Source organism: Paenibacillus haidiansis (assembly GCF_036553665.1).
GTDB lineage: Bacteria > Bacillota > Bacilli > Paenibacillales > Paenibacillaceae > Fontibacillus > Fontibacillus haidiansis.
Genome location: NZ_JAZHPZ010000001.1, coordinates 17,695 through 42,791, shown reverse-complemented (window position 1 = coordinate 42,791; position 25,097 = coordinate 17,695). Strand labels below are relative to the sequence as shown.

Sequence of the window (25,097 nt, the reverse complement as noted above, 5' to 3'; positions counted from 1 at the left end):
GATGTAATCAGAAATACAATGATTTCAACTAGGACGAGGGGAGAGTAAATAGATGAACATTATCGAAATGAACGGGGTAAGCTGGTCCAGGGACAATAAATTAATCCTGAACGATATTAACTGGCGCGTGAATGAAGGGGAACACTGGGCCATCCTGGGCTTGAACGGGTCGGGGAAAACGACGCTGCTCAATATGATCAACGGTTACATCTGGCCGAGCCGGGGGCAGGTATCCGTATTGGGACTGCCTTTCGGTACCGTAGATTTGAGGGAGCTGCGCAAATCGATCGGTTGGGTCAGTTCTTCCTTTCAGGAGAGATTGTACGCTTCCGACAAGACGCAGAATATCGTGATCAGCGGCAAGCATGCCTCCATCGGCCTGTATGCCGAACCGGATGAACAGGATTTCCAGAAGGCCAAGGAATTAATGGAACGGTTGTCCTGTTCTCATTTGTATGACCGCACTTATCAATCCTGTTCGCAGGGCGAGAAACAGAAGCTCTTGATCGCCAGAGCGCTCATGCCCTCCCCCAAGCTGCTCATTCTGGACGAAGCGACCAACGGGCTCGATTTCCTGTCACGGGAAGCGTTGCTGTCCAGCATCACCGAGCTCGCAGCCAGCCCCGACGCGCCGTCCATGCTGTTTGTGACCCATCATATCGAAGAGATTTTGCCGATCTTCAACAAATCGCTGCTGATCCGCAAAGGTGAGCAGTTCTCGCAAGGCGGCTCCAAAGAGATGCTCACGAGCGAAAATTTGTCGACCTTCTTTGAAACGCCGGTCCAAGTAACCTGGCAAAACGAACGGGCATGGCTCAGCATTCCGCAAAAGGACGACGGACAAGCGTAAATATTGAATAAGGAGCTTTTGCAAGCTCCTTATTTTTTGTGCGATTTTTTTAGTTTCCCGGCCAACCGGGAATATATTGTCCGCCGTTGCCGATGATGTTTTGCCGCGGATAACCGCCGCGGTTCATATAGCCTTGCGAAGGCGTTTGGCCTTGATAAGGATGGAACGGCATATTCGCATTTGGATAAACCGAAGCGGGATGAACCATATTGGCGTTGGGGTGAGCGGCGTTCATCTGCGGCATATGCTGAGCGGCCACGGTCTTCGGGCAATCGGCGGGCGGACCGATGACCACCGTGTCCTTGATCGGCGCCAGCGTGGCCTTGACCTGCTCTTCATTCAGACAGTAAGTATGCGCGAAAATTTCCGCCGGAGTGAGACGAAGCAAGTCGGAGCCGCCGATAAACTCGGGGATCGGGGCGTCGAAGATAGCCAGAATATGGGTGTTATCGACGGTAGCGATCTCATAGTGCCACCACCCTTGCGGGACATTTGCCACTTGCTGGGGGGTGATTGGAATGTTGACGAGTTTTTTGGTAAAAGGATTGATTAAAGAAACGACCGCCGCCCCTGAAATGCAGTAGACGAGTTCGGATGCGTTCTGATGAATGTGAGGCTCGACCACATTGGATTTGCTCAGAAAAATATCCAGCAGCGACACATTGCCCAAAGTGTTCAATTGCTTAATGGAGAGGGCGTTGATATAATTCCGGTCGTCTTTCTTAAAATATTGATTATTCCGCAGGTCAAAGAAATATTGCACATTCGGGGATGTAAAATCCATGTAGGAAATCATCGTGATCCTGCCTTTCAAATTGAGTTGTTTGCCTATTTACATCATTATGGTATTGGCGAATATGGGCAAATGTGCCTGTCTGATTCATTACATACGGAATTACAACCGGCCGAATCCGCAATCCGGCCCTTTTTGAAAAGATTAAAATTTTAAAGGTATAATAGGGTTGACGCGTGGTTAAGTCTATATTGAATCAGCATGCGATCAATCTACGGAAAGAAGGATGATGAAACATGACTTACCCGGTACTTCAAGACAAGGTGGCTATCGTTACGGGAGCGGCAATGGGGATGGGCTATGAAACGGCCAAATTATTCGCCGAAGCCGGAGCAAAGGTCGTCGTGGCCGATCTGAACGAGGAGAAGGGACGCCAAGCCGTTACGGACATCGAGAGCGCGGGCGGGCAAGCCTTTTTCTTCAAAGTGGATATTTCCAACTCCGAGCAGGTTCAAGCGATGGTCAAGGCGACGGTGGAAAAATACGGCAAGCTCGATGTGGCCGTAAATAATGCGGCGCTGACTCCGGACGACAAGCCGGTCGCCGAATTTGACGAAGCCTATTGGGACAGGCTGATGAGTATTGACCTTAAAGGCACGGCATTGTGCTTGAAATATGAACTGCAGCAGATGATCAAACAGGGGAACGGCGGATCGATCATTAATATTTCCTCGGTCAGCGGCTTCCGGCCGCAGCCGGCAAATCCCGCTTATGTGGCGGCCAAGCACGGTGTTGTCGGCTTGACCAAGGTGGCCGCTATGGAAAACGGCGACAAAAATATCCGGGTCAACTCGGTGGCCCCGGGGGCGATCGATACTCCAATGCTGCGGGGCGCCTTGGAGCAATTCGGTTTCAAGGAAGAGGAGTATGCGCCGCAGCTCAGTTTACTGAACCGGTTCGGACAGCCCCGGGAAATTGCTCAAGCGAGTCTGTGGCTGGCATCCGATATGTCTTCCTACGTTACCGGTACCACGCTGCACGTGGATGCCGGTTACACCAGCCGATAAGATCGCCGCTGCTCCCTTTCCATAAATATGAAAGGCATTTCCCGCCTTGGGAAATGCTTTTTCTTTTTTATTCCGCGAAAAAACGATTCCCCGGAAGGATACAAAGCGGAAATCTCGAATAAGTAAATAGGAGAAAGGTATCAAGTTAGATTGTAATTTACGGCATGCCAGATTATTTTTGTAAGAAGTGGGGAATCAGCAATGGCTTTAATCGAAGTAATCAAATATGACGGGTCCCCGGATGTGTTTGCCTGGAAGCATCCGGATGCGGAACTCGGAACATGGACGCAGCTCATCGTGAATCAGTCGCAGGAGGTGATCCTGTTCAAAGACGGTAAAGCGCTGGATTTATTCGGCGCGGGACGCCATACCTTGAGTACGGCCAATATCCCGATATTGAGCAATATTATCAACCTGCCGTTCGGGGGCAACTCGCCTTTCGCGGCGGAAGTATGGTATGTCAATAAGGCAAGCTCCCTGGATGTAAAATGGGGCACTCCCAAACCGGTACATCTGCAGGATCCCAAATACAATATCATCGTGCCCGTAAGAGCCTTCGGCCAATTCGGCATTCAGATCGAAGACTCCCGCAAGTTTTTGGTCAAACTGGTGGGAACGTTAAGAGCGTTTACGCAAGATCATTTGGTCGAATATTTCCGCGGCATCATCACGATGAATATCAACTCCATGCTGTCCTCGTATTTGGTCAACAAACGAATCAGCGTGCTGGAGATCAATGCTTTCATCGGGGAGATGTCCGCCCATTTCGAGCAAAGCCTTGCTCCGGCGCTTGAAGAATACGGGATTCGTCTGCTTAATCTGTATATACATAATATCAATTTGCCGGAAGATGACCCTTCCGTCATCCGTTTAAGAGAGGCCTTGGCCCGTAAAGCGGAAATGGACATTATCGGCTTCACCTATCAGCAGGAACGGACGTTCAATACACTGGAAGGGGCCGCGAAAAATGAAGGCAGCATGCAAGCGGGACTCATGGGCGCGGGAATCGGGCTCGGCATGGGGTACGGCGTCGGCGGGCCGTTGAGCAATGAAATGTCGCAAATGACCAAGGTATTGGGCACGGCGAACCAATCCCGCATTTGCGGAAGCTGCCGGCATGCCAATGATGAGGGATCCGCTTTTTGCAGCGCCTGCGGCAAGCCTTTGGCCGAACAGACGGTGCAAACCGGGATGGAATCACTCACGACGTGCAACGCCTGCGGCTCGCCCTTGTTGAAGGGCGCGAAATTTTGTCCGAATTGCGGGGACAAATATCATGCCTGCCCGAAATGCGGTACCGATAATCCGGAGAGCGCGACCGAATGCGTCAACTGCAAAGAGCCGCTGGCCAGCCGCTGCCCGAACTGCAGTCAGGAAGTGCCGGCCGGCAGCAAATTTTGCGCAAGCTGCGGAACAAGTGTCTCCGCCGCCAAGGCCAAATGCAAAAACTGCCAGCACGAGCTGGAGCCGGGGCAGAAATTTTGTCCGCAATGCGGCAGTAATCAGACGGAGGGAGGCGGCCAATGATGCTGAAGCGGAACGGGACGGCCATTGCCTTTGTTTTGTACGCCGTGGTGCTGATCGCATCGCTCACCGTATATATTTCGCTCCTTCCGTTTAACTTGTTCTCTTCCTCGTTCTGGCTCTCTCTCGTCACCTTGATATTGGCGGAGACGGCCGTATGGTTCTATGCGCATTATTGGATTCAAAATTATGAGCGGGTAAACCGGATGATCCCCGGTTATACGGGTCTGGGTGTGATCGTGGTCGGCTATTTGGCGGCGGTGATCGTTTATTCGCTCCTGTCGGACGCCTTCCTTCCGGGAGCGTATACGATCTTGCATATTCTGACCTTGGCGGCCGCTGTGGTGATCGGCGGAATCATTTTGATATTTATAAATTTTACCGCGGCCAAAGAGGAGGAAACGAGAGAGCAAGTTGCGGCCTTGCACGAGATGGAAGCGGCGCTGAAGCGGCTGCTCGGGAAGCTTCCCGCCTATGAGGAACCGCAGTTGAGCGAATTGAAATCTGTGCTTGCGCAGTTGATCGAGAAGGTGAAATACAGCGATCCGGTCACTCCCGAGTCGCTGCAAATGACGGATCAGCAGATGCTGTACCAAATCCATTTGTTGGACGAGGAATTGTCGAATGCGGCCGAGGGAGATATTGAGGCGCCGCCGTTTGACTTGACGCTTCGCCGCCTGCGGGAACTCGGGCAGTCTCTGACGCTACGCAACGAACAGGTGTTAATTTCTAAATAAGGATCAGCGTTCACAGGTTTAGGAGGATTTTTTGCATGAAAACAGTCAAATTAATCATTGGCATACTAATGGCCATTTTTGCTTCATTTTTTCTCTTGCTGGGCTTTATTTTCTTGTTCGATGAAGAGGGCCCGGTGCTCAGCATTATTTTCTTCTTGACTCCGGGAGCGCTATTGGTCTTCGGCAGCGTCAAAATGCTGCAGGCGCCCAAGAAAATGGCGGCTTCGCAGCCTAACCATCCCAATCAAGGCGGCCCGAGACCTAATTACGCTCCGGGGCCGAATCAGGCGCCGCGGCCTCGTCCGGGAGTTCCGCCGCAGGCCTTTCAGCCTTATGACGCCAAGTCCGTAAACGACTTTGTACAGCAACAAATCAAACAAGAAAGCAATAAAAATAAGATCAATGTGGATATAAACGTAGGGCCGATCATCGATACTTTCTTTGGAGCGGCGGGCGGATTCGCCAACGAGGCGACGGCCGCAGCGGCCAAAGAGCCGGTTTCCCTGGATTGTCCGGGGTGCGGCGCCAAAACGGCCGTTTATCCGGGCCAAACCGCGAATTGCGAGTTTTGCGGCACAGTGGTTCCTTACAAGGCAAAATAAATTTTTGATTATGAAGAGCGGATCGCTTTAACGGGGTTCGCTCTTTTTGCTGCCTTCAAGCGCGAACTTGCTTTTCATAGACTTGGTTTGCGGCTATAATTGTCCTGAATGAGAGAAGGAGGGGATTATAAAATGAGAGAATTCCTGCGCAATCTCCCCTCGTCGCCGGGGATTTATCTAATGAAGGATTCCTTGGGCGGCATTATCTACGTCGGCAAATCAAAAAATTTGAAGCAGCGGGTGCAATCGTATTTTTACAACTCGAAGTCTCATTCCACGAAAGTGAAAAGAATGGTGAGTCAGATTAAAGATATGGAGTACCGGCTCACGGATACCGAGTTCGAGGCATTCATGCTCGAATGCAAGCTCATTCACGAGCTTAAGCCCGTTTACAATAAAAAGATGAAAAACCCGCTCGCTTATTCCTATATCGTTATCCGAAACGGCCGGGGGATGCGCCGGATTGAGATCGACAACAACCCGGCCGGGGAAGACGGCCAAATTTGTTTCGGACCTTATGCCGTAAGCAGAAACACGGTGGAGAAAGCCATGCAAGAGGTTCGGGAATGTTTGCGAATCGCCTGCAATCAGTCCATCACCGGCAGCCCGTGCTTGAACCATTCGCTCGGATTATGCCTCGGGATGTGCATGGGCGGGGAAGCGGAACGGGAATTCAATTCGATTCTGGACCGGTTTATTGCCCTGTTTAACGGAAGCGACCGGGGATTGTACGAGGAACTGGAGCTCCAAATGCATGCGGCGGCGGAACGGTACGATTTCGAGAAGGCCGCGAAATTCCGAAATTGTATCGAGCATTTGAACATCCTGCTGAATAAAGAGAAAGTCATCGAATTTACGGCGGCAAACCGCAATATCGTTATTCTTGAACCGTTGGGGGAAGACACTAGCAAACTGTTTTTCGTCAAACGGAACAGAATTATTTATAGCCAAATGCTGGATACATCGTCTTCTGAAACGGACAAGCTGGTGGTTACCGTCAAGGAGCTGGTGCGGAGCCAATTCGGGAACAACTACGGTTTGGGCTTTGGCGGAGAAATCACCCGTGATGAGGTCGATGAGGCGGGGATTATTTACAGTTATCTGCAGGGCAGCGGCTGCAAGTATGCGATCATTCCGGAGGAATGGCTGAACCATGGGGAGGATACCGTGCTGGTTCAGGCGCTCGATGCCTTGTTCGGCTGTACCGCCGCCACCGCTGAACTTTCCAGTTAATGTGAATCGGAGGTCAGACCATCATGGGACCGTATTATGAAGAATTGGCCAGAGCGTTCGCGCAGGTGCCCGTACACGTTTACGAGGTATACCGGACTTCGCTCGAAGCGGGAAGAGCGTACCGCGGGCATGTCGACCGGCCGACCTCCAAATGCGCGCTAATCATCGGACTTCGCGGGCAGGCTGTGTTTACGTTCCAGAAAACGCAGAGCTACGAATTAGAGCCGGGCAGCGTGCTTGTCGGCGGATATCGGATGGAGCTTGAGATCCAGGTCGGCTACGACGGGTTTGATTATTTTCTTGTTCATTATTTGCCGGCCGATCCGCATACGAGCGAGAGGGAAATCTTGACCTCGGTGAGCGCTCTCCAGGTGAGCCTCGATCCGGGGACGCTGCAATTGCTGGACCGGCTGCAGTATGCGGCGACCGTACCCGCGTATATCGAGCAGTTGGAGAAGAAAACTTTATTTTACCAGCTGCTGGGTAAGGTATTGCTCGATGAACGCCACCGGCAGAATAATGAAAGCTATCCGATTGTCGAACAGGCGATGGAGTATATACGGCGGCATTATATGGAGCCTCTAACCTTGAAAAGACTGGCTACCCGCTTCGGAATGAAGGAAAAGAACTTTTCCCACATCTTCCGTAAGTATGCCGGGATCGGCCCGATCGATTATTTGATCCGGTTCAGGATGAGCCGGGCTCACGAACTGCTTGTTTCCGGGCAGTTTCCGGTAAGTGAAGTGGCGCGCAGCGTCGGGTACAGCGATGCCTATTATTTCAGCCGGCTATTCAAAAAGCATATGGGGCTCCCGCCAAGCCGCGTAAGCTTGAGAGAACGTGGAAAATAGTCCATCGTAATCTCGGAAATTGTCTATTTTCATGGCGGGGTACCGGTGTTATTGTATTATTTGATAATGAGAATCGTTATCATATATTACATATGCAATCGGAAAGGAAGCAGGAGATATGAACAACAGATTTGCAGCTCTTCAACATACGGGAAAAGCCATGATCGCGGCATTGATTTGCCTTGTCTTCCTCGTCAGCGCCTGTTCGGGCGGCGGGTCAAGACAAAACCAGGCCGGAGCTCCGCAAGGAAATGCCTCCCCGCCGCAGCAGGAACAAGAAAACGGCGGGAATGAGGAAAGCGGCGGCGCCTTCCCGCGGACGATAACCGATGCCCAAGGGAAGGTTACGATCGAGAAAAAGCCCGAGAAGGTCGCGGTCGTCCATTGGGGCTACAATGACGCCATTTTGATTTTTGACGTACCGTCCGTTGCGCTGGCCTTGCCCTTTACGTATAAGCAATCGGTTTTGCATACGGAAACTTATAAGCTGTATGTGGACAAAATCAAGGACCTGGAGATTGTGGGGGAGAACACCGAAGTAAATCTGGAGCAGCTTCTCGCGTATGAGCCGGATCTGATCATCGCCGGGGGCACCTTGAATCAGGAGATCGGCGAGCAATTATCCGCGATCGCGACAACCGTATTTATCGATGAAACGAAGGATGACGTATGGACGAACTGGCCGGCCGTCATCGCCAAAATCGGAGAGATTCTGGGGCAGGAGGAAAGGGCAGCCGAATATATCGGGCAATTCAACGAGCAAATTCTGACGGCTAAAGAGAAGCTTTCGGGCGTCAATGGAACGGTTGCTTTCGTTCAGGTCCGCGAAAAGGCGGTATATTTGCAAGGAACCAATTATCTCGGCCGATATTATGACGAACTCGGTTTGACCGCGCCGGAGGATCCCGTTATGGCCGAAGGCGCGGAGATGTCGCTTGAAGGCCTGTATCAATTGAACCCGGATCATCTGTTCCTGGGATATTTCAATTATACGGACGAATCATTGCCGGCTTTAACCGACGAATGGGAGAAGGGGAGCGTTTGGGGCAGCTTGAACTCCGTAAAGAACGGCCATGTTTATCCGATCAACGGCGAGCTGGCGCTGGGCTATGGGCCGATCGGCCAAAGCTACGGTATCCAGGCGATCGTTGAGGCGCTGCAATAGGTTTTGAGATTGAAAAAATAGCCGAGCCTCCGCTGCCGAAAATAGGCATACGGAAACTTGGCTATATGTCTTATTGGCGTTTTAGCGCATATCCAGCACGACTCTGCCGTTGATTGTGCCTTCTTCAAGATCTCTGAAAACCTCGTTGATATCATCCAAGTGCTTCGTTTCGATAATCGCCTTGATTTTGCCTTCGGCCGCCAACTGCAGCGCCTCCTGCAGGTCGCGCCGGCTGCCGACGATGGAGCCGACCAGATTGATGCCGCCGAGCACCGTGTCGAAAATCGGCACGTCCATGGATTCCGGCGGAAGCCCGACCAGGACGCAGGATCCGCCTCTTCGGATCGAACGGTATGCCTGGTCGAAGGCGGGTTTGGACACCGCTGTGCAAACCGCGGCATGCACGCCGCCTATTTTCTGTTTAATCCATTCTGCGGAATCCTCCTGTTTGGGATTCACCGCAAGATCCGCTCCGAGGCTCTTGGCCAGATCCAGCTTCTCGTCGAACGTATCGACGGCAACGACGTTCATGCCCATCGCTTTGGCATACTGTACGGCAAGATGCCCAAGCCCGCCGATGCCGTAGATGGCCACCCATTGGCCGGGCTTCGCCTCCGATACCTTCAGCGCCTTGTATACGGTAACGCCGGCGCAGAACAGCGGGGCCGCCTCGATGAAATCCAGGTTATCCGGGATTTTGACGACATAATCGGCATCGGCCAGGCAATATTCAGCATAGCTTCCGTTGACGGAGTAACCGGCATTCTGCTGATTCGGGCACAGGTTCTCCCGGCCGGTCAGACAATATTCGCAGTACCCGCAGGCCGAATAGAGCCAGGGGATGCCGACGCGATCGCCGACACGGAGATGGGTTACGCCTTCTCCGAGCCGCTCTACGACGCCAACGCCCTCATGACCGGGGATAAGCGGCATGATCGGCTTGACGGGCCAATCGCCGTGAACGGCGTGCAAATCGGTATGGCAAACCCCGCAGGCTTCGATGTGCACCAACACTTGCCCGGGCCCGGCTTCGGGTTTAGGGACATCCTTGATTTCCAAATTTCCGTGAAACTCGTGAACGACGGCTGCTTTCATTTTATTCCCTCACTTTTTCAATAATAGTGAATATATTCACAATATTATTTCCGAAATATATTTGATACATACGAGAAGCATGACCTATGTCTCTGTGTTAGCTAGTTCCGCCGGGAGGCATACCTTCATTTTTCGGGCTGGCGTAGCCCGGATACTTGACGACGGGCTCCTTCACTTTGTGCAATTTGCCGATGAAATCGGGACCGACCCGTAAGTTGGACTCGACCAGTTCCGCAGGGGTGAGCGCCATCCATTGATTGAGGGAAACGTCGGCGAAGCGGTTGCTTTTAAACATTTCCAGAAACCAAAGTGTCTCCGTGCCGGTGTTTTGAATATAGTGACCAAAGGCAAACGGAACATAGCCGACGTCGCCGGCTCTGTAATCGAAGGTACGGGCGGCGCCGTTCCCGGCGAATACGGTCATTCTGCCTTGTCCGGTAAGGTAATACTGCCATTCGTCGTTATTGGGGTGCCAGTGTAATTCTCTCATCCCCCCCGGCTCAATTTCTACCAGCGCGGCGGCGATCGTGGCGGAGATAGGGAAGTTGGACGAATCCACGATGCGGACGCTGCCGCCGGAGGTTTTCAGCGGTTGTTGGGCGAGAAGCCGGTGCTTGAAGGACAGAGGGACCGTTCCATAGGGGGACGGGACCGCCTGACTCTCCAGCGGGCCGGGAACTTTATCCTGGTAAATGTAGACTTGTCTATTCGGTACGGATTGGAAATCCGATTCCGGGACGCCGAAATTGGCGGACAATACTTCCTTCGGCGTATGCGCGAACCAGTCGGAGATGGACAGGGTGTTCAGATCCGAGAAGCCGCCGTCGTCAAAAACAAGCAGAAATTCGCAGCCCTCTTCCAGGCCTTGAATGGAGTGGGGGATGCCGGGAGGGAAATACCAAAGATCGCCCTGGCCCACGTCGGCGATGAAATTCCGCCCGTTCTGATCGACGGAGGTGATCCTGGCGCTGCCCCACAGCATATACGACCATTCCGCCTGCTGATGCCAATGCAGCTCGCGCACGCCTCCCGGGGTCAGGCACATATTGACTCCGGCCAGCGTCTTGGCGACCGGCAGCTCCCTGACGGTTACCTCCCTGGACCAGCCGCCATGGTTCAGCTGCATATGCGCATCGGAGAAAGAAAACCGCAAATTCGGTATCAGCCCGTTATCGGTGACCGGTGGAACGAGCAGGTCCGGATTTTGCAGATCGCGCAAAACATCGCGCGGCCCCTTGTCGATGTATCCGGCTCCGTCCGGGCGGATCGGCTGGGGAATCGGCGTTTTTTTCCACGAAAGATCGCTCATATTTGAAATCGTCCTCCTATTATAATCTTCCATTATCCAGTTTATGAGCGGCTGGGGCGCATTATCATTGGATTGTCTCGGTCAAAGGTCTGTATTATACTCAATAGAAGATTTGTTGCGGACAATGTATCAGAATCGTTTCTCTTGCGGATAAATCAAAATCGGAGGTGGTTACAAATGGGGAGTATCGAGGTTGTTTCGATGAATACGGGCAAGCCGAGGCCATTGCAGTATAATAAAAAGGAAGTATCCTCCGGCATATTCAAGTCGCCTGTAAACGGGCCTCTTTTTTTATCATTGCTGAATTTGGACGGCGACGGGCAGGCCGATTTGGTACACCACGGCGGAAGGGACAAAGCGGTATGCGTTTACTGTTATGAGCATTATCCCTATTGGGAGGAGCAATTACATAGGAGGCTTGAGTCCGGAGCATTCGGCGAAAATCTGACAATTCGGGGGATTACGGAACAGGAAGTCCGCATCGGCGATACGTTTCAGTTCGGGGAGGCGGTCGTCCAGGTCAGCCAGCCGCGGCAGCCTTGCTATAAAATCTCCGCGCGATACGGCGTACCGGATATGCAGTTAAAGGTACAGGAAACCGGCTTCACCGGGTTCTATTTCCGTGTCCTGAAGGAAGGGAATGTCTCGAAATCCGATAGTCTGATTCTGATTTCCCATCATCCGAAAGCCGTCACGATCGCCGATGCGAATCGGGTCATGTTTGGCAAGGATGTTCCGGCGGAGGAGATTCAAAAGATCCTTGACGTCGACGCACTGTCGGAAAGCTGGAGAGATACGTTGTCCAAACGGCTGGACCGTCTTGAGAGCGATACTGTAAAATAAATATGTGTCTTTATATTCGGCTTATACAGCGATTGAAGCCATGCAGCCAGAGCAAAGAACAAAGGAGAGAAAACAGATGGAAAGAGTACAATCGGAACAACAATTCCGTGATTTAATCGGGCGGGACCAATATACCGTGATGAAATTCGACACGACGTGGTGTCCGGACTGCAAAAACCTCGACCGTTTTATCGGCGACATCATCAAAGAACATGAGGATAAGGATTTCTACGCGATCGATGCCGAGGAATTCCAGCCGCTGGCCGAGGCCGACGAAGTCCGCGGGATTCCTAGCCTGCTGGTCTACAGGAACGGAGAAAAAGTAGCCCACCTGCACAGCAAATTCGCCAAAACGCCGGGGCAGATCAAGGAATACCTTGCCTCGTTGGACTAAAGGAATTCGAATCCGTGGGGTAAATGAATAAGCAGTCATGCGAAAGACCGGGCAGGGATGCCCGGTTTTTTTAGTTTCCAAAGTACTACATTGCCGTATGAATTTTCGCTATTTTCCAAAAACGATTCTCCTCATCTTAAATCAACATTCATATTTCGACAAAATTCTCATATTTTAGGTGGTATACTTAGAGAGATGTCGATTGATTATTTGTCATGATGGAGGGACTCGAAGTGGAACGATTTCAGGCCTTGCAAGACGGCTTGGTCATTGGGATGAGCCTCGTCTTATTTCTGATGAGCGGATTGATGTATCTGAAATGGAGGAATCAGCTTTACTTGAATTTTACGGGAGCCGCTTTGCTGGCTATGGTTTCATCTTTTGGCATGGCCGTGTTTTCCCATGAGCTGAATGTTTTGTTTTTGTTCTTTGCTTCCTTGTTTACCTGCGGGTTTATCATGCAGCAGATCAACAGCTTCCGCCTGTTTTACTCCAAGCGGGAGGACAAACTGTATATTCACCTTGGGGCTACTTTTCTTACGGTAATGACAGCGGCGGCCTCATTATTCCTTCCGCCGGAAATGCCGCCCCTTTTGCTGTTGATGGCCGTTGCAGGTCTAGGATTCTACTGCGTCTTTAAATTATTTGCCGATGATGGAATGAAATTGAGAAATACGATTTCGCTTGGCTTATATGGGGTATATGTGCTTTGTCTGTTTGTCTGGGCGATTACGAAGGTGCACCGTCTGCTTTTGTTCGGCAATCTATTTCTGATCCTCTCGCTGCTGGCTATGTTCGCTTTGTTGTTCGAACGCATTGTCGGAATGATGCAGGCGGCGACCTATACCTCTACTCGGGATGAAATCTCCGGGTTGTTTACGCGGAAGCATTTTGTGCAGCAGGCGCAGCAGTGGTTGAACCGGAAACAGGCTTACGGAATGATCTATATTGAAATGGATGCCGGCCGGGATAACATCAATTTATCCAACGACGAAATCGTCAAAAATCTGGGTGCCGCGATCCGGAAATATACGGCGGAATACGGCATATCGGGCCGTTACGTTCCTGACGGATTCATCGTCCTGGTAACCAAGCCTTCCGTCGAAATCGGCGATTTGGCCGAACGGATCCGAATGAGGCTGGAAGCGGAGCTACCGGAATCGATATTTACGGGTTGCATGCTCATCAGGGAGGAAACCGATCCGGAGCAGGTGATCCAGGAAGCCCAAAAATCGGCTCAGCGGTCCCGGATGAATAGAATGGACAAGATTTATAGCCTGGATCAAAGCAAAGTATTGACGGATAGCGGGGTGCCATTTTGAACGCGATCATAGTCTCTAATAAATCTGCATCATATGTGCTGGAGGCGATCGGCAATTCGGATATCAGCTACGAGAAGGTAGGAAGATTTACGGCCGAGCAATTTTGGGAATATTGCCAATCCGCGGCCAGAATACATATCTCCACATTTATTACGGATTTGGACTGTACGGAGCCTAAGGCCTTTATGGAGGGAGTGCGGCAGTACAAATCGTACCGGAGCCAGGTTCCGATCATCGTGATTGCTTTGGACCGGCAGGACGATGACGGAATGGTTCATCAGCTCGCGGATATGGGGATTACGGTAATCACCACCGCCCCCGGAACATCGCCCAAATCGATCGTGAAACCCCTGTCGAAGCTTCAGCCGAACAGCGGGCAGGAGCCGCTCGCGCTTGCGGCGGAGGACCCGGAGTTCAACCTGGAACGGGTTAAGGAGCGAATCTATCGTTACACCTCCAACTTGAAGTCCGGCCCGATGTACGGAACCGACATAATGGAGATGGAACTGCCGGATCTGCCGGTGCAAGAGCGCATTATTTTGCAGGACCGGATTATCGGCACGATTACGGTGGCGGTCATCGGAGTGGAGTCCAAGATGGGAGCCACTCACTTTAGCATCATGATCGCCAATTATCTGAATAGAAAAGGGTACAAGGTCGCCATTAAAGAGGCGAACAGCAACAAGGATTTTACGAGGATTGAACACGCTTATGAGGGAATTAAGGGCTTTGAGAGTCAAAACACCCGCTTTAATCTCGACGGCGTCGATTATTTTAAAAGCAGCGATCAAGATGATATGGGCAAGCTGATTGCATTGGGATACGATTATCTGATCCTCGATATCGGTTATCCGGATGAGAGCGATTGGGGGGAGGAGTTTTTCAGAGCCGGGGTTCAGCTTGTGCTCGGAGCGGGCAGCGAATGGAGGCAAGCGCAGTTGATCCGGTTCCGGGAGCGTTATAAGCATCTGGATCAGTCGAACTGGCTTTACTGCATCCCTTTTATCGAGAAGCTTGGGATCAAAGATCTCCGCAAAGAGCTGCCGGGGAATTTAATCTACAGAATACCGCCGCACCCCGATCCCTATAAGCCTCAAGCGGATAGCGATTCTCTCATGAGCAATTTACTGAAGAAATATATGGGGGAAAAGAAGAAAGCTTCGACAAAGACAATCCTATACAGCGTCATAGGGGTATGTGTTCTGATTATTATTGTGTTGGTGATAGCACTATTAGTAATTATATAAAACAATGACAGCGCCAATTCTTGGGAAATCCGAGGGTTGGCGTTTTTTGTCTGTTACTGAGTCTAATGGATCAGACTAATTCTCCTATTTTTTCACATCAACAAAGATTAATATACAGAAATCGACAAATTTTTCAAAATCCATATGATATAATTTTCCTGTATTTAGGGGCTTGATGGGTATATTGGATCGTCTGTTTGAAGGAGGAAGGTGTGAGAATCGGGGCATTTATTCAGAAGTCATCAAAATCGGACAACAAAATCACTCTCAAGTTAGCCAGTCTGAACAAAGCGGAAGGAGCAAGAGGATGTCCAGGATTCGTTTTCGACAAAAACGGCTGCTGATCGCCGCTCTGATCGGCGGCGTTGCCGTACTGTTAATTTGCTTTATTTTCGGTTATCTCTTCTTTAATCATTTACATAACAAATACGAAAAGCGTACGTCGGAGATTGAACTGAAATTGAATGAAGCGGAAAGGCGTTTGAACGAGGAACGGGTCGACGTTACGGTAGTCAACAAGAGCATTCCGGCGGGGGAGAAGCTGCTCGAAACCGATTTGCAGACGATCAGTATCCCGGTGAGCACAGCGCCTGCCGATGCAGTCGATAAGGAAGCGATTGTCGGCAAATACTCGAAGATCACCCTGCAGCAGAACGCCGTGATTACGGGCTCTATGCTTTTTGAAGAAGGGGTGACGCCGAACGATTTGCGGATACAGGAGTTCAGAGTGATCGAACTGCCGATCAAGCTGCAAAAAAATGATTTTGTCGACGTCCGCATCAAGTTTCCAACCGGTCAGGATTACATCGTGCTGTCCAAGAAAAAAGTCAAGGACCTGGTTACGGGAACAATCTGGTACGAGATGAGCGAAAAAGAAATTCTCACGATGTCGAGCGCTATCGTGGATGCTTATATCAACGATGCTTCCATATATGCGCTAAGCTACGTTGACCCTTATATGCAGGATGATGCGGCCGTCACTTATCCGCCGAACCCGCTGGTTCAGGATTTGATTGCAGCGGATCCGAACATTGTGGAGACGGCACAATACGAGATGGAACGTAGAGCAAGAACCAAATTGGAACAGGATCTGGCATCGATGTCTCCAGAAGATGTCCAAAGCTATGTAAGCGGCAAGAGCGCAACGGATTCCAAGGCTTATGAATACAGCATGGAAGAGACTGAGGGTAGCGGAGACACGCAACAGAATCCGCTGCTTGACGGCGGCGCCGGCAGTGACGATGCAAACTGGACGGAGGCTGGCCAGGAAAATAACATGATGAGCTCGGAACAGATCTTTAGCGATAATAGCGAGTCAGTTTCCATCAAGAAGTAAGGTAGAAAATAGTGAAGCAGGCCGTTTTTATTGGTGATTGTGATAAAACAGACCTTCTATTTTATGTGTGCAAGCTGCTGGGAATGCAGCACGATGTCTTACTGGCGGATTTCACCAGACAAGGACGCTACCGGCACGCGTATCCCAATGTGGAAATGGATAAAAAGGTCCAGCAGTATGACAATTTTGATGTAGCGGAATCTTTGGGCGGAGCCGCCGAGCTTGAGGAATTGATCGCGGCTGCGGCTTACGAATATGTCATTATCGATGCCGACGATCCGGACAAGCTTGGGAATTTCGTGTCTTCGGACATGTTCTATCTCGTAACGACTTACGAGAATCCCGTGATGCAAGGAAACGGAGCTTTGCTTGAAGCCATGCTCCGAAATATTCCGGAGGAACGGCTTCCTCTCCATATGACCAAAGTGATTCGCGAGCCTGGAGGGAATTTAACGGAGGATTATTTGACCCGGCTTTACGACCATTTACCGATCCACTGGAACGAGTCGCTGATTTACATGCCGGAAGACAGGGATTTGAGCCGCAAAATCCAGAATCAATTTTCCAGTACCGTAAAGCTTAAGAAAATTTCTCCCGAATTTAAGCTTGCGATCAAAGGTATCGTTGAATCAATTTCGGGATGGGAAGGGACCCAGGTCAACCTACTTTGGAAAAAGGCAGAGAGGAGCAAATAGGATGGGAAGAGTGACATTCTGGGGAATGCAGCACGGCTTGGGCGTAACGAGTATGGCGGCTGCGGCCGCGGCCTTCATCGGCTCCGAATATGATACGAAAACCTTGGTTTCCCAGCCGCAATGCTGGGATTCCACCCTGGAAAGATTTTTCGGCCGTGCGATATCCCAATACAACAAGCAGTTCGCCGAAGTATCGGCCCGGGGCATCGACGCCTTGGAACGGGCGGCGCGGAGCAACAAGCTGGAGAAGGATACGATCAAGAACCATGCGCTTCCTATTGAGCGCGGCCGTCTCGATTTGCTGCAGACGACCGAGAAGCCGGGCAGACAGCCTTCCGATATCGATGTCATGAACATTATTTTCGACAAGGCCGAGGAATATTACGATGCAATTCTGCTGGACGGTCAAAGCGGAAACGATCAGTCCGTTTCGCATAACTTGCTGGAACATTCCGATTTGATCGTTGTTTGCCTGAATCAGGACGTGAACGTTCTCGATAAATATTTTGACCCGTCCAAAAGTTTTTGGCCCGAAGCCTTGCATCGCATTCCCCATATTGTGATCATCGGGCAGTACGACCACAACTCCAAATACAAGGTCAGAAATATCGCGGCCAAGTATAACTTTAAGGGAGATCTATTCCCTCTTTCTTATAATACTGATTTTCGGGACCATCTCAACGACGGTGATATTAGGGGCTTTTTCGCCCGGAGCAAAAACTTGAACAAGCAGCATGAGAACTACGTCTTTATGAAGGAAATCGGTCAAATTGTCGGGCGCATTCTGGATTTAACCCATGTTTACGTGCCGAACCATCATCTTGAAAGAAGGGCCTTATAATGGGGCTGTCCTTTGCCGTTAATTTTGTAATTATCATTCTCATCCTAATTTCGCTGATAGTTTTCCTGGCATTAAAATTGAACCAAAAGCCGAAGTCCGCGGATCATGGGCGGAATTCAAAGGCTGCCATGGATCAGGACTACTTCAAGCTGGATACGATATTGACTTATGTGAAAAGAGCCATTAACGAGTACGTAAACAGCAATCTGTTGGACATGGGGCTGACCGGGGAAGAGTATCGCCGGCGGCAGGCGATCGTTGCGGAACTTAGAAGCGCCATGAAGAACGCAACGTCGGGCGATATCCAGGAGAAGGTTTACCTGAAGCAGTATATTTATGATCTGCTCGACCGCAATTACGGTTTCAATGAGGACAATATCAACCGGGTCATCTCTTTCGACGATATCGATAGGCTGACACATCAAGACAAATTCGACATTATGCTGTACTTATACAAGAAGCAGTACGGTTTCCAGGGCCTTTCCAAATGGATCGATAAATATGAGCTGGATGTTCCGAAGAAGGTCATCGAAGATCAAACCGTCGATTCTTACATTATTACGGGCGAAGAAATCGACAGAATCTTCAAGAAAGAATACAAAGGCGTCATGGATTATTCGGATAAGCTGAATATCGTAGTCCAGCGGATTTATCAGCATTACAAAGGCTTTGGGGTCATCGATGAAATCAGGGATATGTCGATCGACGGCGTATCCGGCGGGGTATCCGGTATCCCGGTCAGCATGCAGATGATCGAGGATGAAATGGAGCTCCTGCACGGGATGAAGCAAGCCCAATATCCGGGGTATCAGAGCGTTTGGATATTTTTTCGTGGCAAATCGATCCATATGTCTTTCCTCAGCTTTGGTTCAGATAATGAGCTGAAGCGGGTTTGCCAGAACATTTACAAATACGATAACCCGGGGCAATTAACCGAGACGAACGGTTATAAGGTCAATGAAATGAAGGACGGCTCGCGCGTCGTTGTCGTCCGTCCGCCTTTTTCGGAAAGCTGGGCGTTCTTCGTCCGCAAATTCGACCTTCCGAATATGAATCTGGAAAGGCTTATCTCTTCGCAGAAAGCCCGCAATGCGGAACTGCCCAGAGAATTGATCAAGTTTTTAATGAAGGGAGCCCAGGTTACCGCTTTTACCGGTCCTCAAGGCTCGGGGAAAACCAGTCTGGTCATGGCTGCCGTAAAATACATATATGCCACCTTAACGCTGCGGATTCAGGAGATGACCTTTGAGCTCCATTTGCGAAGACTTTATCCGGAGCGAAACACGCTATCATTCAGGGAAACGGACAGCATTTCCGGACAAGCGGGCCTGGATCTGCAGAAGAAAACCGACGGCTCCGTCAACATTCTGGGGGAAGTTGCGACCGACCCCGTCGCTTCATGGATGATTCAAATGTCCCAGGTCGCCAGCTTGTTCACGGTGTTCACCCATCATGCCACCACGGCCAGAGAACTGGTTTGGTCCTTGCGAAATTCGCTCCTGAAGACAGGTGTCTTCCAGAATGAACGAATTGCCGAGGAACAGGTTGTCAATGCGGTGAAATGGGACGTTCACCTGCGCAAAGAAAATGACGGTAGACGCTATATCGAAAGAATTACCGAGATCATGCCGGTTAGTTACGATATGGATTTGCTGGAGGGCCAAGGTACCTCCTCTTATGGCGACACCGTCGAGAGCAAGCTGGATGCGCTCCTGCAATTGCAAAAAGAGGTCTTTCGCCGCAACAACGGGCGGGTATGGATCGCCCGCAATATCGTCGAATATCGCGATGGCGAGTATGTGGCCGCCGCACCGATTTCGGACGAGAAGGTTGAAAGTATGCTGTTTAACATGAATTCGGAAGACCGGGTTTTATTCCGGCAATTTCTAAAGGATTATTGGGGGGAGCACCATGAATAAGTGGTTCTGGATTCTCCTGATCAGCGGAATCGCCGTCGTGGCCTCCGGCCTATTCCTGGTCTATACGATTCTCAAAGAAAGAAGACGCAAGCGGAATTTCGGCAGCGTTTGGACGACGGGGTCTTTAAGAAAACGGGCTACGCATCCCAAGCTGCTGGTTTTCTACCAGAAATCGTATGCAAAGTTGCAGAGCGTGCCGATTTTCAGCCATCAGATGAAACGCATCCGCAAAAGATTGTCCGCAATTAATACATATGACGAATACACGCTTCGCAAGGAAACGATGCGGATCACTTTTCTGTCTCTTGGCTCGCTGCTGCTTGTGATCGTCCTGCTGGGCATTTTCAGCAGAAGCTGGGTTGCCGTGTTCTTCGGGGTGCTGATTTCGGTGGTAGTCAACGAGATGTTCCTCGATTTGTTCGTGAACCGGATTGAAGACAAGCAGTTGAAGCAGTTCGCCCAGTTCCTCGAGGATGACCGGCATTTTTATCAGGAGCTGCGGATGGTGGATGAATCCATCTATCAGGCGGCACAAGTCTCGGCGCACGAAATCAAGCTTCAGGTGGAGAAAATACACGAAATTCTCGTGTCGAACGAACCTACGAAAGGGTTGGAAAACTATTATGCCGTCGCCCCCAACCGCTACTTGAAAGTATTTTCGGGCATATCCCATCTGGTTCAGGAATACGGGGACCGGACGCTGCAAAAAGGCTCTATGTACTTGAACGCGATCAACAAGCTGGTTCAAGAGATCAGATACGATTTGTTGAGACGGCAAAGATTGCGTTATAAGCTGGGCGGGCTGACCATGATCGCCCTGGCGCCAATCTTGCTGTCATTTCCGCTCAAGCGCTGGGGGGAGAGCTATTTCCCGATTACGAAGGAATTTTACGAAGGGCGTATCGGCTACATTATTCAATTATCCATCTACGCGATCGCCGTGATCAGCTATGTGCTGATCCGCAAGCTGTCCGAGAACGATGAAGCGAAATACGTTACCAAGGGCAAACGGAAGCAATGGGAGAAGAAGCTCTGCAAATGGCCGCCGCTGAAGTGGCTGGTGGACCGCCTCGTTCCGGCCAATCATACCCGGCAGCATTATCGTCTCGATATGCTGTTGAAAGAAGCCAACTCCCCGCTCACGATGGAATGGTTCTTCTTGCACCGGGTGTTGGTAAGCATTGGAAGCTTCCTGGCGGTGCTCGTGCTCTGCTTATTTCTGCATTGGAATGCGGTGCATCATATTTTCAATGACCCGACTAAAGTGGATATGAACATTCTGGGATACATGAACGAGCAGGAGATCCAAAGCGCCCGCGAGATCACCGAAGCGGATAACAAGATGATCAACGAATTAAAGGATGCCAAGGATTTGTCGCGGGATCGGGTTGTTGAAGAGGTGCAAAAGAGCGGCGGCAGCATGGAGACGGTGGATTTGAATACCACTGTCAACCGGATTATGGAGAAAATTCAGGTCATCAACAGCGAATATTTGAAATGGTATGAATTGCTGCTTGCCATTGCCATGGGAGTTGTCGGTTACAACTTGCCGCTCTGGATCCTTCTTTTTCAACGACGAATGCGCGCTTTGGAAATGCAAAACGAGGTGGACCAGTTCCATGTCCTGATCTCGATCCTGTGTGAGTTCGAACGGATTTCCGTCGAGTCGGTGCTGGAATGGATGGAGCGGTACGGCATTATTTTCAAGCCGGCGATCCAGCGAGCGCTGCTCACTTATGACAGCGGCGCCGAGGAAGCCCTCAAGACGCTGCAGCAAGAAGCGCCGTTTGAACCGTTCGAGCGGATTGTGCGAAGACTGCTGCAGGCTGTCGAGAAGATTTCGATTCACGACGCGTTCGACGATCTGGAAATGGAGCAGGAGTATTACGCGGAGCAGAAGAAGGAGCGGCTGGAACGCCTGATCCGCAAGAAAACGTCCTGGGGGAAAATGATCGGTTGGACTCCGGGAGCGCTATTAATCGGGCTGTACCTTGTATTTCCGTTTCTGTACATGTCGTTCGGACAACTGAGCGACCTTTCCACTAAAATACAATCTATTTAAAAGGGAGTTTGATAAGTATGGAAGAGAATACTGGCGTCGGTATACGCGTTGCGGCCGGCATCTTTCTGACGATCATGCTGATCACGATTGTCGTCATTATCACGATCTCATCCCAGGACGCCGCGAAGCAAGGGCAGACCAAAATGGCTTCGATCACGACCCAGCTCTCGGACACAGAGTTCAACACCTACAACAATACGACACTCTCCGGCAGCCAGGTGTTAAACGCGATCCGGCAGTATATGAATTTGGAGCAGTTTGGGATTCAAGTTACAACCGGGAAACAAATTTTTGAGGGTGAAGACCAAACGAGCTTCTATGGTAACGATTTTGAAGAGGAGAATGGAATTATATCTAAAATTGGGGACGATGATGATAAAAATACTGAACTCGATAAAGCACTAAATGAATCTTTCGATGAATACATCAACCCTAGCGGCAAATTTAAATCTTATATCGTTAGAGACAAGAACAAAATGATCCGCGGGATTGTCTTTACACAACAATAATTTATTTTTAGGGAGATGTGAAATATGGAGGAAAATACTGGAGTTGGTATACGGGTTGCGGCGGGGATCTTTCTGACGATCATGCTGATCACGATTGTTGTCATAATTACAATTTCATCTCAAGATGCCGCCAAGCAAGGACAGACGAAGATGGCCTCAATTACGACTCAACTTTCGGAAACAGAGTTTAACACGTATAACAATACTACACTTTCCGGTAGTCAGGTATTGAATGCGATCAGACAATATATGAACTTGACTCAGTTTGGTCTAAGGGTAACCACAGGAAAGGGTGCTACAGATTATTATGGTAATAGGTTTAATGACTCGACTGGCGAAATTACGAATAGCGATACAGAAAAAAAACTGAATTTAAACGATGCTGAGAATCAATCCGAGCCTGAATACATCAATCCCAGCGGTCAATTTAAATCGACGATTGTCAGAGACAAGAACAACATGATCCGAGGAATTATCTTTATTCAGCAATAAAACTTAATCAGGCATCCCTTTTCGTAGAAAAAAAGGGATGCCCTTCTGTACAGGTGGGAGATCATGAGCGATACCGTTGAGAAAGCGATTTTTTATATGGTGGAGTTGTTCATTTTTATAACGGCCTGCATTTTTATTATCGGCGGAATCAATGAACAGGAAAGGACTCTTAATGTCGTCCACCAATCGGTTAAACAGGAGGATCGGCGGCTGTTTACCGATTTAAAGGACAAAGGCAATGAGACTTATACGGGTGCGGAAGTGCTGATGACCATCTATCATATCAAGGAATTAAATGCAAATATTCGGGTGGACGGGAAAGAGATAGAAGAACTGGACACCTCCAGTATTTTGCTGACAAAAAGCTATCAAGTGGAATATATCTACGATTCCAATGGAACGGTTCTAACTATTGTTTTTTCCTAGAGGGTGAGCAGACTGGAAATCTCATTATCAAAAATTTTGGGCGTTTTTATCGCATTGATCCTGATGTTTGCGTATCCACTGTACCAGCAGGCGCAGAGACAGGATCAATTATCGCAAATTGTCGTTCATTCGGCGGTTACGGAATTTGTGGACGCTTCACGGACAAAAGGATATATTACACCGACGATGTATTCCGATTTGACGCGTAAATTGGGAGCAACCGGCAATCAGTACGAAATCGAGATGGAGCATCTGCACAAAAAGTATAGTCCCGATTACAGTGATCCGGCGAATGAAAACAGCTTCAAAAACAGCTTTACGACTTACTTTGACGGTCATTATACCGATGAGATTATGAATCGGCTGTTTCCCGATAATACTTTGCCGGTCAATAGTCTGGACCGTAGATATGTGATGACCGAAGGCGACTTCTTCACGGTGAAAGTGAAAAATATCAACCGGACGATGGCCACGATATTGCAGGATTTCTTCCTGAACGGAAATACGGGAGATAATACTAGAATTTATATGCCGTACGGAGGGATGGTCATTAATGAAGATTACTAATTTGGCCATTTTGTTCGTCTGCATCTTCTTTCCGTTCATGCTGGTACTTGATATGCGCACCAATGACCAGGAAACGGTGCTCCAATTGGAAGACCAATACTCCGCCGCGCTAAGAACAGCCATTCAGGACGCGGGGAAGGTACTCAATATCAATGAATTACAGGAATATGAGGCGGCGTACGAGTCGGAGAAATATTTTAAAGTGAATAAGGAGCTCGCGCTCGATACTTTTTTTCGGACTCTGTATTTGAATTTTGGCGTGGCGAACGACCCGATCGGGCAGGGAACGTTAGCTTCTTACATCCCGGTGATCGGGGTGACGGATTATGACGGGTACTATTTATATGCGATGACCGAATATGTCGATGCCACCGGACAAAAGATCGCCAAGAAGATGTGGCGCCCCAAGAAGCCTTATGCCTATTCCGATAACCGCGGGAATGCGATCAATTTCACTCTGGATAGCTATGTTTACGCTTATGACGCTGTTCGCGGCGAATGGGTCAAGGGATACCGGGAGGATCTCGAGGGAGAGACCTCCATTCCGCTGCTTAACGATTCCGCTAATTTTGATACGGTCCGGCGCAGTACGATTGTGCGGAATTTGCAGGAGGATTTTGCTTACTTTATCAATGCCTATAACGAATATTCCACCCGTTACGGCATCAGTTATACGTTCAAACTTCCGGAAATCTCCCAGGAAGAATGGACGAATACGGTCAGCGACATCGGCTTCATGGCCTTTATTCAAGGCATGCCCGTCGGCGATCAGACGTACAACAACTACGCCTTCGGCGGGGGACGGCTGGTCAAGAAGACCAATTACGTAGGAGCCGTCGATAACCGGACAGGAATCAAATACTACTACAAGGAAGGATGCTCCTTCTCTTACGAGCCTCAAGAAAACTTCGACAATGCCGAGGAGGCGGCGGCAAAAGGGTATTTTCCCAAGGAATGCGTGAACGGGTGGGGTTCTTGAGGGGGTTATGACGAAGTTCATGTTTTGCAGTTTTTGTGGAAAATCTCCAAAATCGTTGCGGTCAGAGCATCTTCTTTCTTTCGTTCCTTTGCTTCATAGTAGTACTTTCTGCGATTTGCAGGACGTTGCACATTGCTGATACCGAGTATTTATCACGCTTATTCTGGACGATAACTACTTTCGTCCCATGATCAGCGCGGCTTGCTTAAAAATGTCGTTCTCCATCTTCAAACGTTGGTTTTCTTTTGGTAAAGCAATCAGCTCATTTTCTTCTGACGAGCGATTGTACCTTCTCCTTG

At 49.9% G+C, this 25,097-nt stretch carries 25 protein-coding genes; 22 read left to right on the top strand and 3 right to left on the bottom strand.

What is annotated here, in order from left to right:
* Positions 1–52: 52 nt before the first annotated feature.
* Entirely contained in the window at positions 53–850 is a 798-nt protein-coding gene (locus V3851_RS00180) for an ABC transporter ATP-binding protein (RefSeq protein WP_331844477.1), read from the top strand.
* 49 nt (positions 851–899) lie between these two features.
* Here V3851_RS00180 and V3851_RS00175 read toward each other — a convergent pair whose 3' ends face one another.
* Positions 900–1,634 carry a cupin domain-containing protein gene (locus V3851_RS00175; RefSeq protein WP_331844476.1) on the bottom strand — a complete coding sequence of 245 codons (735 nt, stop codon included), beginning with the start codon at positions 1,632–1,634 and terminating at the stop codon, positions 900–902.
* Positions 1,635–1,879: 245 nt separating this feature from the next.
* On the opposite strand from V3851_RS00175, the gene V3851_RS00170 reads away from it, so the two are divergent.
* The 7 genes from V3851_RS00170 (at position 1,880) to V3851_RS00140 (ending at position 8,762) form a co-directional block, all read left to right on the top strand.
* Entirely contained in the window at positions 1,880–2,650 is a 771-nt protein-coding gene (locus tag V3851_RS00170) for an SDR family NAD(P)-dependent oxidoreductase (protein ID WP_331844475.1), read from the top strand.
* Between the two features lie 201 nt (positions 2,651–2,851).
* Positions 2,852–4,177: an SPFH domain-containing protein gene (locus tag V3851_RS00165; RefSeq protein ID WP_331844474.1), complete on the top strand. Its 1,326-nt coding sequence runs from the start codon at positions 2,852–2,854 to the stop codon at positions 4,175–4,177.
* On the top strand, positions 4,174–4,911 hold the full coding sequence (locus V3851_RS00160) for a hypothetical protein (RefSeq protein WP_331844473.1): 738 nt from the start codon (positions 4,174–4,176) through the stop codon (positions 4,909–4,911). Before V3851_RS00165 ends, V3851_RS00160 begins: the two co-directional genes overlap by 4 nt.
* Positions 4,912–4,946: 35 nt before the next feature.
* Positions 4,947–5,513, top strand: coding sequence for a hypothetical protein (locus tag V3851_RS00155; RefSeq protein WP_331844472.1), 567 nt, complete (start codon positions 4,947–4,949; stop codon positions 5,511–5,513).
* A 132-nt stretch (positions 5,514–5,645) separates the two neighbouring features.
* Positions 5,646–6,746, top strand: coding sequence for a GIY-YIG nuclease family protein (locus V3851_RS00150; protein ID WP_331844471.1), 1,101 nt, complete (start codon positions 5,646–5,648; stop codon positions 6,744–6,746).
* 23 nt (positions 6,747–6,769) lie between these two features.
* Positions 6,770–7,597 (top strand): AraC family transcriptional regulator, encoded by an 828-nt coding sequence (locus V3851_RS00145; protein ID WP_331844470.1) that lies wholly within the window; start codon positions 6,770–6,772, stop codon positions 7,595–7,597.
* 118 nt (positions 7,598–7,715) lie between these two features.
* Entirely contained in the window at positions 7,716–8,762 is a 1,047-nt protein-coding gene (locus V3851_RS00140) for an ABC transporter substrate-binding protein (protein ID WP_331844469.1), read from the top strand.
* Between the two features lie 81 nt (positions 8,763–8,843).
* Here V3851_RS00140 and adhP read toward each other — a convergent pair whose 3' ends face one another.
* Together adhP and V3851_RS00130 are read right to left on the bottom strand one after the other, a co-directional pair.
* The gene (gene adhP, locus V3851_RS00135) at positions 8,844–9,857 is read right to left on the bottom strand and encodes an alcohol dehydrogenase AdhP (RefSeq protein WP_331844468.1); all 1,014 of its coding nucleotides are present in this window, start codon (positions 9,855–9,857) and stop codon (positions 8,844–8,846) included.
* Positions 9,858–9,954: 97 nt separating this feature from the next.
* A complete protein-coding gene (locus tag V3851_RS00130; protein ID WP_331844467.1) occupies positions 9,955–11,166 on the bottom strand; it encodes an oxalate decarboxylase family bicupin in 1,212 nt (403 codons plus the stop codon).
* Between the two features lie 177 nt (positions 11,167–11,343).
* Between V3851_RS00130 and V3851_RS00125 the strand changes: the two genes are divergently transcribed.
* The 14 genes from V3851_RS00125 (at position 11,344) to V3851_RS00060 (ending at position 24,798) form a co-directional block, all read left to right on the top strand.
* Entirely contained in the window at positions 11,344–12,009 is a 666-nt protein-coding gene (locus V3851_RS00125; protein ID WP_331844466.1) for an MOSC domain-containing protein, read from the top strand.
* A 76-nt stretch (positions 12,010–12,085) separates the two neighbouring features.
* Positions 12,086–12,403: a thioredoxin family protein gene (locus V3851_RS00120; protein ID WP_331844465.1), complete on the top strand. Its 318-nt coding sequence runs from the start codon at positions 12,086–12,088 to the stop codon at positions 12,401–12,403.
* Between the two features lie 233 nt (positions 12,404–12,636).
* On the top strand, positions 12,637–13,725 hold the full coding sequence (locus V3851_RS00115; protein ID WP_331844464.1) for a GGDEF domain-containing protein: 1,089 nt from the start codon (positions 12,637–12,639) through the stop codon (positions 13,723–13,725).
* Positions 13,722–14,972 (top strand): hypothetical protein, encoded by a 1,251-nt coding sequence (locus V3851_RS00110; RefSeq protein ID WP_331844463.1) that lies wholly within the window; start codon positions 13,722–13,724, stop codon positions 14,970–14,972. Before V3851_RS00115 ends, V3851_RS00110 begins: the two co-directional genes overlap by 4 nt.
* Positions 14,973–15,279: 307 nt before the next feature.
* Positions 15,280–16,308: an SAF domain-containing protein gene (locus tag V3851_RS00105; protein WP_331844462.1), complete on the top strand. Its 1,029-nt coding sequence runs from the start codon at positions 15,280–15,282 to the stop codon at positions 16,306–16,308.
* An 11-nt stretch (positions 16,309–16,319) separates the two neighbouring features.
* Positions 16,320–17,003 carry a hypothetical protein gene (locus tag V3851_RS00100; protein ID WP_331844461.1) on the top strand — a complete coding sequence of 228 codons (684 nt, stop codon included), beginning with the start codon at positions 16,320–16,322 and terminating at the stop codon, positions 17,001–17,003.
* Between the two features lies 1 nt (position 17,004).
* Positions 17,005–17,844, top strand: a complete 840-nt coding sequence (locus tag V3851_RS00095) for a hypothetical protein (RefSeq protein WP_331844460.1) — start codon at positions 17,005–17,007, stop codon at positions 17,842–17,844.
* Positions 17,844–19,763 (top strand): pilus assembly protein CpaF, encoded by a 1,920-nt coding sequence (locus tag V3851_RS00090; RefSeq protein ID WP_331844459.1) that lies wholly within the window; start codon positions 17,844–17,846, stop codon positions 19,761–19,763. Before V3851_RS00095 ends, V3851_RS00090 begins: the two co-directional genes overlap by 1 nt.
* The gene (locus V3851_RS00085) at positions 19,756–21,825 is read left to right on the top strand and encodes a hypothetical protein (protein WP_331844458.1); all 2,070 of its coding nucleotides are present in this window, start codon (positions 19,756–19,758) and stop codon (positions 21,823–21,825) included. The genes V3851_RS00090 and V3851_RS00085 overlap by 8 nt, the downstream gene beginning before the upstream one ends.
* Positions 21,826–21,842: 17 nt before the next feature.
* Positions 21,843–22,334 carry an ABC transporter permease gene (locus V3851_RS00080; protein WP_331844457.1) on the top strand — a complete coding sequence of 164 codons (492 nt, stop codon included), beginning with the start codon at positions 21,843–21,845 and terminating at the stop codon, positions 22,332–22,334.
* Positions 22,335–22,358: 24 nt separating this feature from the next.
* Positions 22,359–22,826, top strand: coding sequence for an ABC transporter permease (locus tag V3851_RS00075; RefSeq protein WP_331844456.1), 468 nt, complete (start codon positions 22,359–22,361; stop codon positions 22,824–22,826).
* A 63-nt stretch (positions 22,827–22,889) separates the two neighbouring features.
* The gene (locus V3851_RS00070) at positions 22,890–23,252 is read left to right on the top strand and encodes a hypothetical protein (RefSeq protein WP_331844455.1); all 363 of its coding nucleotides are present in this window, start codon (positions 22,890–22,892) and stop codon (positions 23,250–23,252) included.
* Positions 23,253–23,255: 3 nt separating this feature from the next.
* Positions 23,256–23,819, top strand: a complete 564-nt coding sequence (locus V3851_RS00065) for a hypothetical protein (protein WP_331844454.1) — start codon at positions 23,256–23,258, stop codon at positions 23,817–23,819.
* A complete protein-coding gene (locus tag V3851_RS00060) occupies positions 23,806–24,798 on the top strand; it encodes a hypothetical protein (protein WP_331844453.1) in 993 nt (330 codons plus the stop codon). The genes V3851_RS00065 and V3851_RS00060 overlap by 14 nt, the downstream gene beginning before the upstream one ends.
* Positions 24,799–25,097: the final 299 nt, after the last annotated feature.

Excerpts from the sequence above, each read along its gene's own strand:
- V3851_RS00180 (WP_331844477.1), top strand. The coding sequence starts at position 53 with ATGAACATTATCGAAATGAACGGGGTAAGCTGGTCCAGGGACAATAAA.
- V3851_RS00175 (WP_331844476.1), bottom strand. The coding sequence starts at position 1,634 with ATGGATTTTACATCCCCGAATGTGCAATATTTCTTTGACCTGCGGAAT.
- V3851_RS00170 (WP_331844475.1), top strand. The coding sequence starts at position 1,880 with ATGACTTACCCGGTACTTCAAGACAAGGTGGCTATCGTTACGGGAGCG.
- V3851_RS00165 (WP_331844474.1), top strand. The coding sequence starts at position 2,852 with ATGGCTTTAATCGAAGTAATCAAATATGACGGGTCCCCGGATGTGTTT.
- V3851_RS00160 (WP_331844473.1), top strand. The coding sequence starts at position 4,174 with ATGATGCTGAAGCGGAACGGGACGGCCATTGCCTTTGTTTTGTACGCC.
- V3851_RS00155 (WP_331844472.1), top strand. The coding sequence starts at position 4,947 with ATGAAAACAGTCAAATTAATCATTGGCATACTAATGGCCATTTTTGCT.
- V3851_RS00150 (WP_331844471.1), top strand. The coding sequence starts at position 5,646 with ATGAGAGAATTCCTGCGCAATCTCCCCTCGTCGCCGGGGATTTATCTA.
- V3851_RS00145 (WP_331844470.1), top strand. The coding sequence starts at position 6,770 with ATGGGACCGTATTATGAAGAATTGGCCAGAGCGTTCGCGCAGGTGCCC.
- V3851_RS00140 (WP_331844469.1), top strand. The coding sequence starts at position 7,716 with ATGAACAACAGATTTGCAGCTCTTCAACATACGGGAAAAGCCATGATC.
- adhP (WP_331844468.1), bottom strand. The coding sequence starts at position 9,857 with ATGAAAGCAGCCGTCGTTCACGAGTTTCACGGAAATTTGGAAATCAAG.
- V3851_RS00130 (WP_331844467.1), bottom strand. The coding sequence starts at position 11,166 with ATGAGCGATCTTTCGTGGAAAAAAACGCCGATTCCCCAGCCGATCCGC.
- V3851_RS00125 (WP_331844466.1), top strand. The coding sequence starts at position 11,344 with ATGGGGAGTATCGAGGTTGTTTCGATGAATACGGGCAAGCCGAGGCCA.
- V3851_RS00120 (WP_331844465.1), top strand. The coding sequence starts at position 12,086 with ATGGAAAGAGTACAATCGGAACAACAATTCCGTGATTTAATCGGGCGG.
- V3851_RS00105 (WP_331844462.1), top strand. The coding sequence starts at position 15,280 with ATGTCCAGGATTCGTTTTCGACAAAAACGGCTGCTGATCGCCGCTCTG.
- V3851_RS00095 (WP_331844460.1), top strand. The coding sequence starts at position 17,005 with ATGGGAAGAGTGACATTCTGGGGAATGCAGCACGGCTTGGGCGTAACG.
- V3851_RS00090 (WP_331844459.1), top strand. The coding sequence starts at position 17,844 with ATGGGGCTGTCCTTTGCCGTTAATTTTGTAATTATCATTCTCATCCTA.
- V3851_RS00085 (WP_331844458.1), top strand. The coding sequence starts at position 19,756 with ATGAATAAGTGGTTCTGGATTCTCCTGATCAGCGGAATCGCCGTCGTG.
- V3851_RS00080 (WP_331844457.1), top strand. The coding sequence starts at position 21,843 with ATGGAAGAGAATACTGGCGTCGGTATACGCGTTGCGGCCGGCATCTTT.
- V3851_RS00075 (WP_331844456.1), top strand. The coding sequence starts at position 22,359 with ATGGAGGAAAATACTGGAGTTGGTATACGGGTTGCGGCGGGGATCTTT.
- V3851_RS00070 (WP_331844455.1), top strand. The coding sequence starts at position 22,890 with ATGAGCGATACCGTTGAGAAAGCGATTTTTTATATGGTGGAGTTGTTC.
- V3851_RS00060 (WP_331844453.1), top strand. The coding sequence starts at position 23,806 with ATGAAGATTACTAATTTGGCCATTTTGTTCGTCTGCATCTTCTTTCCG.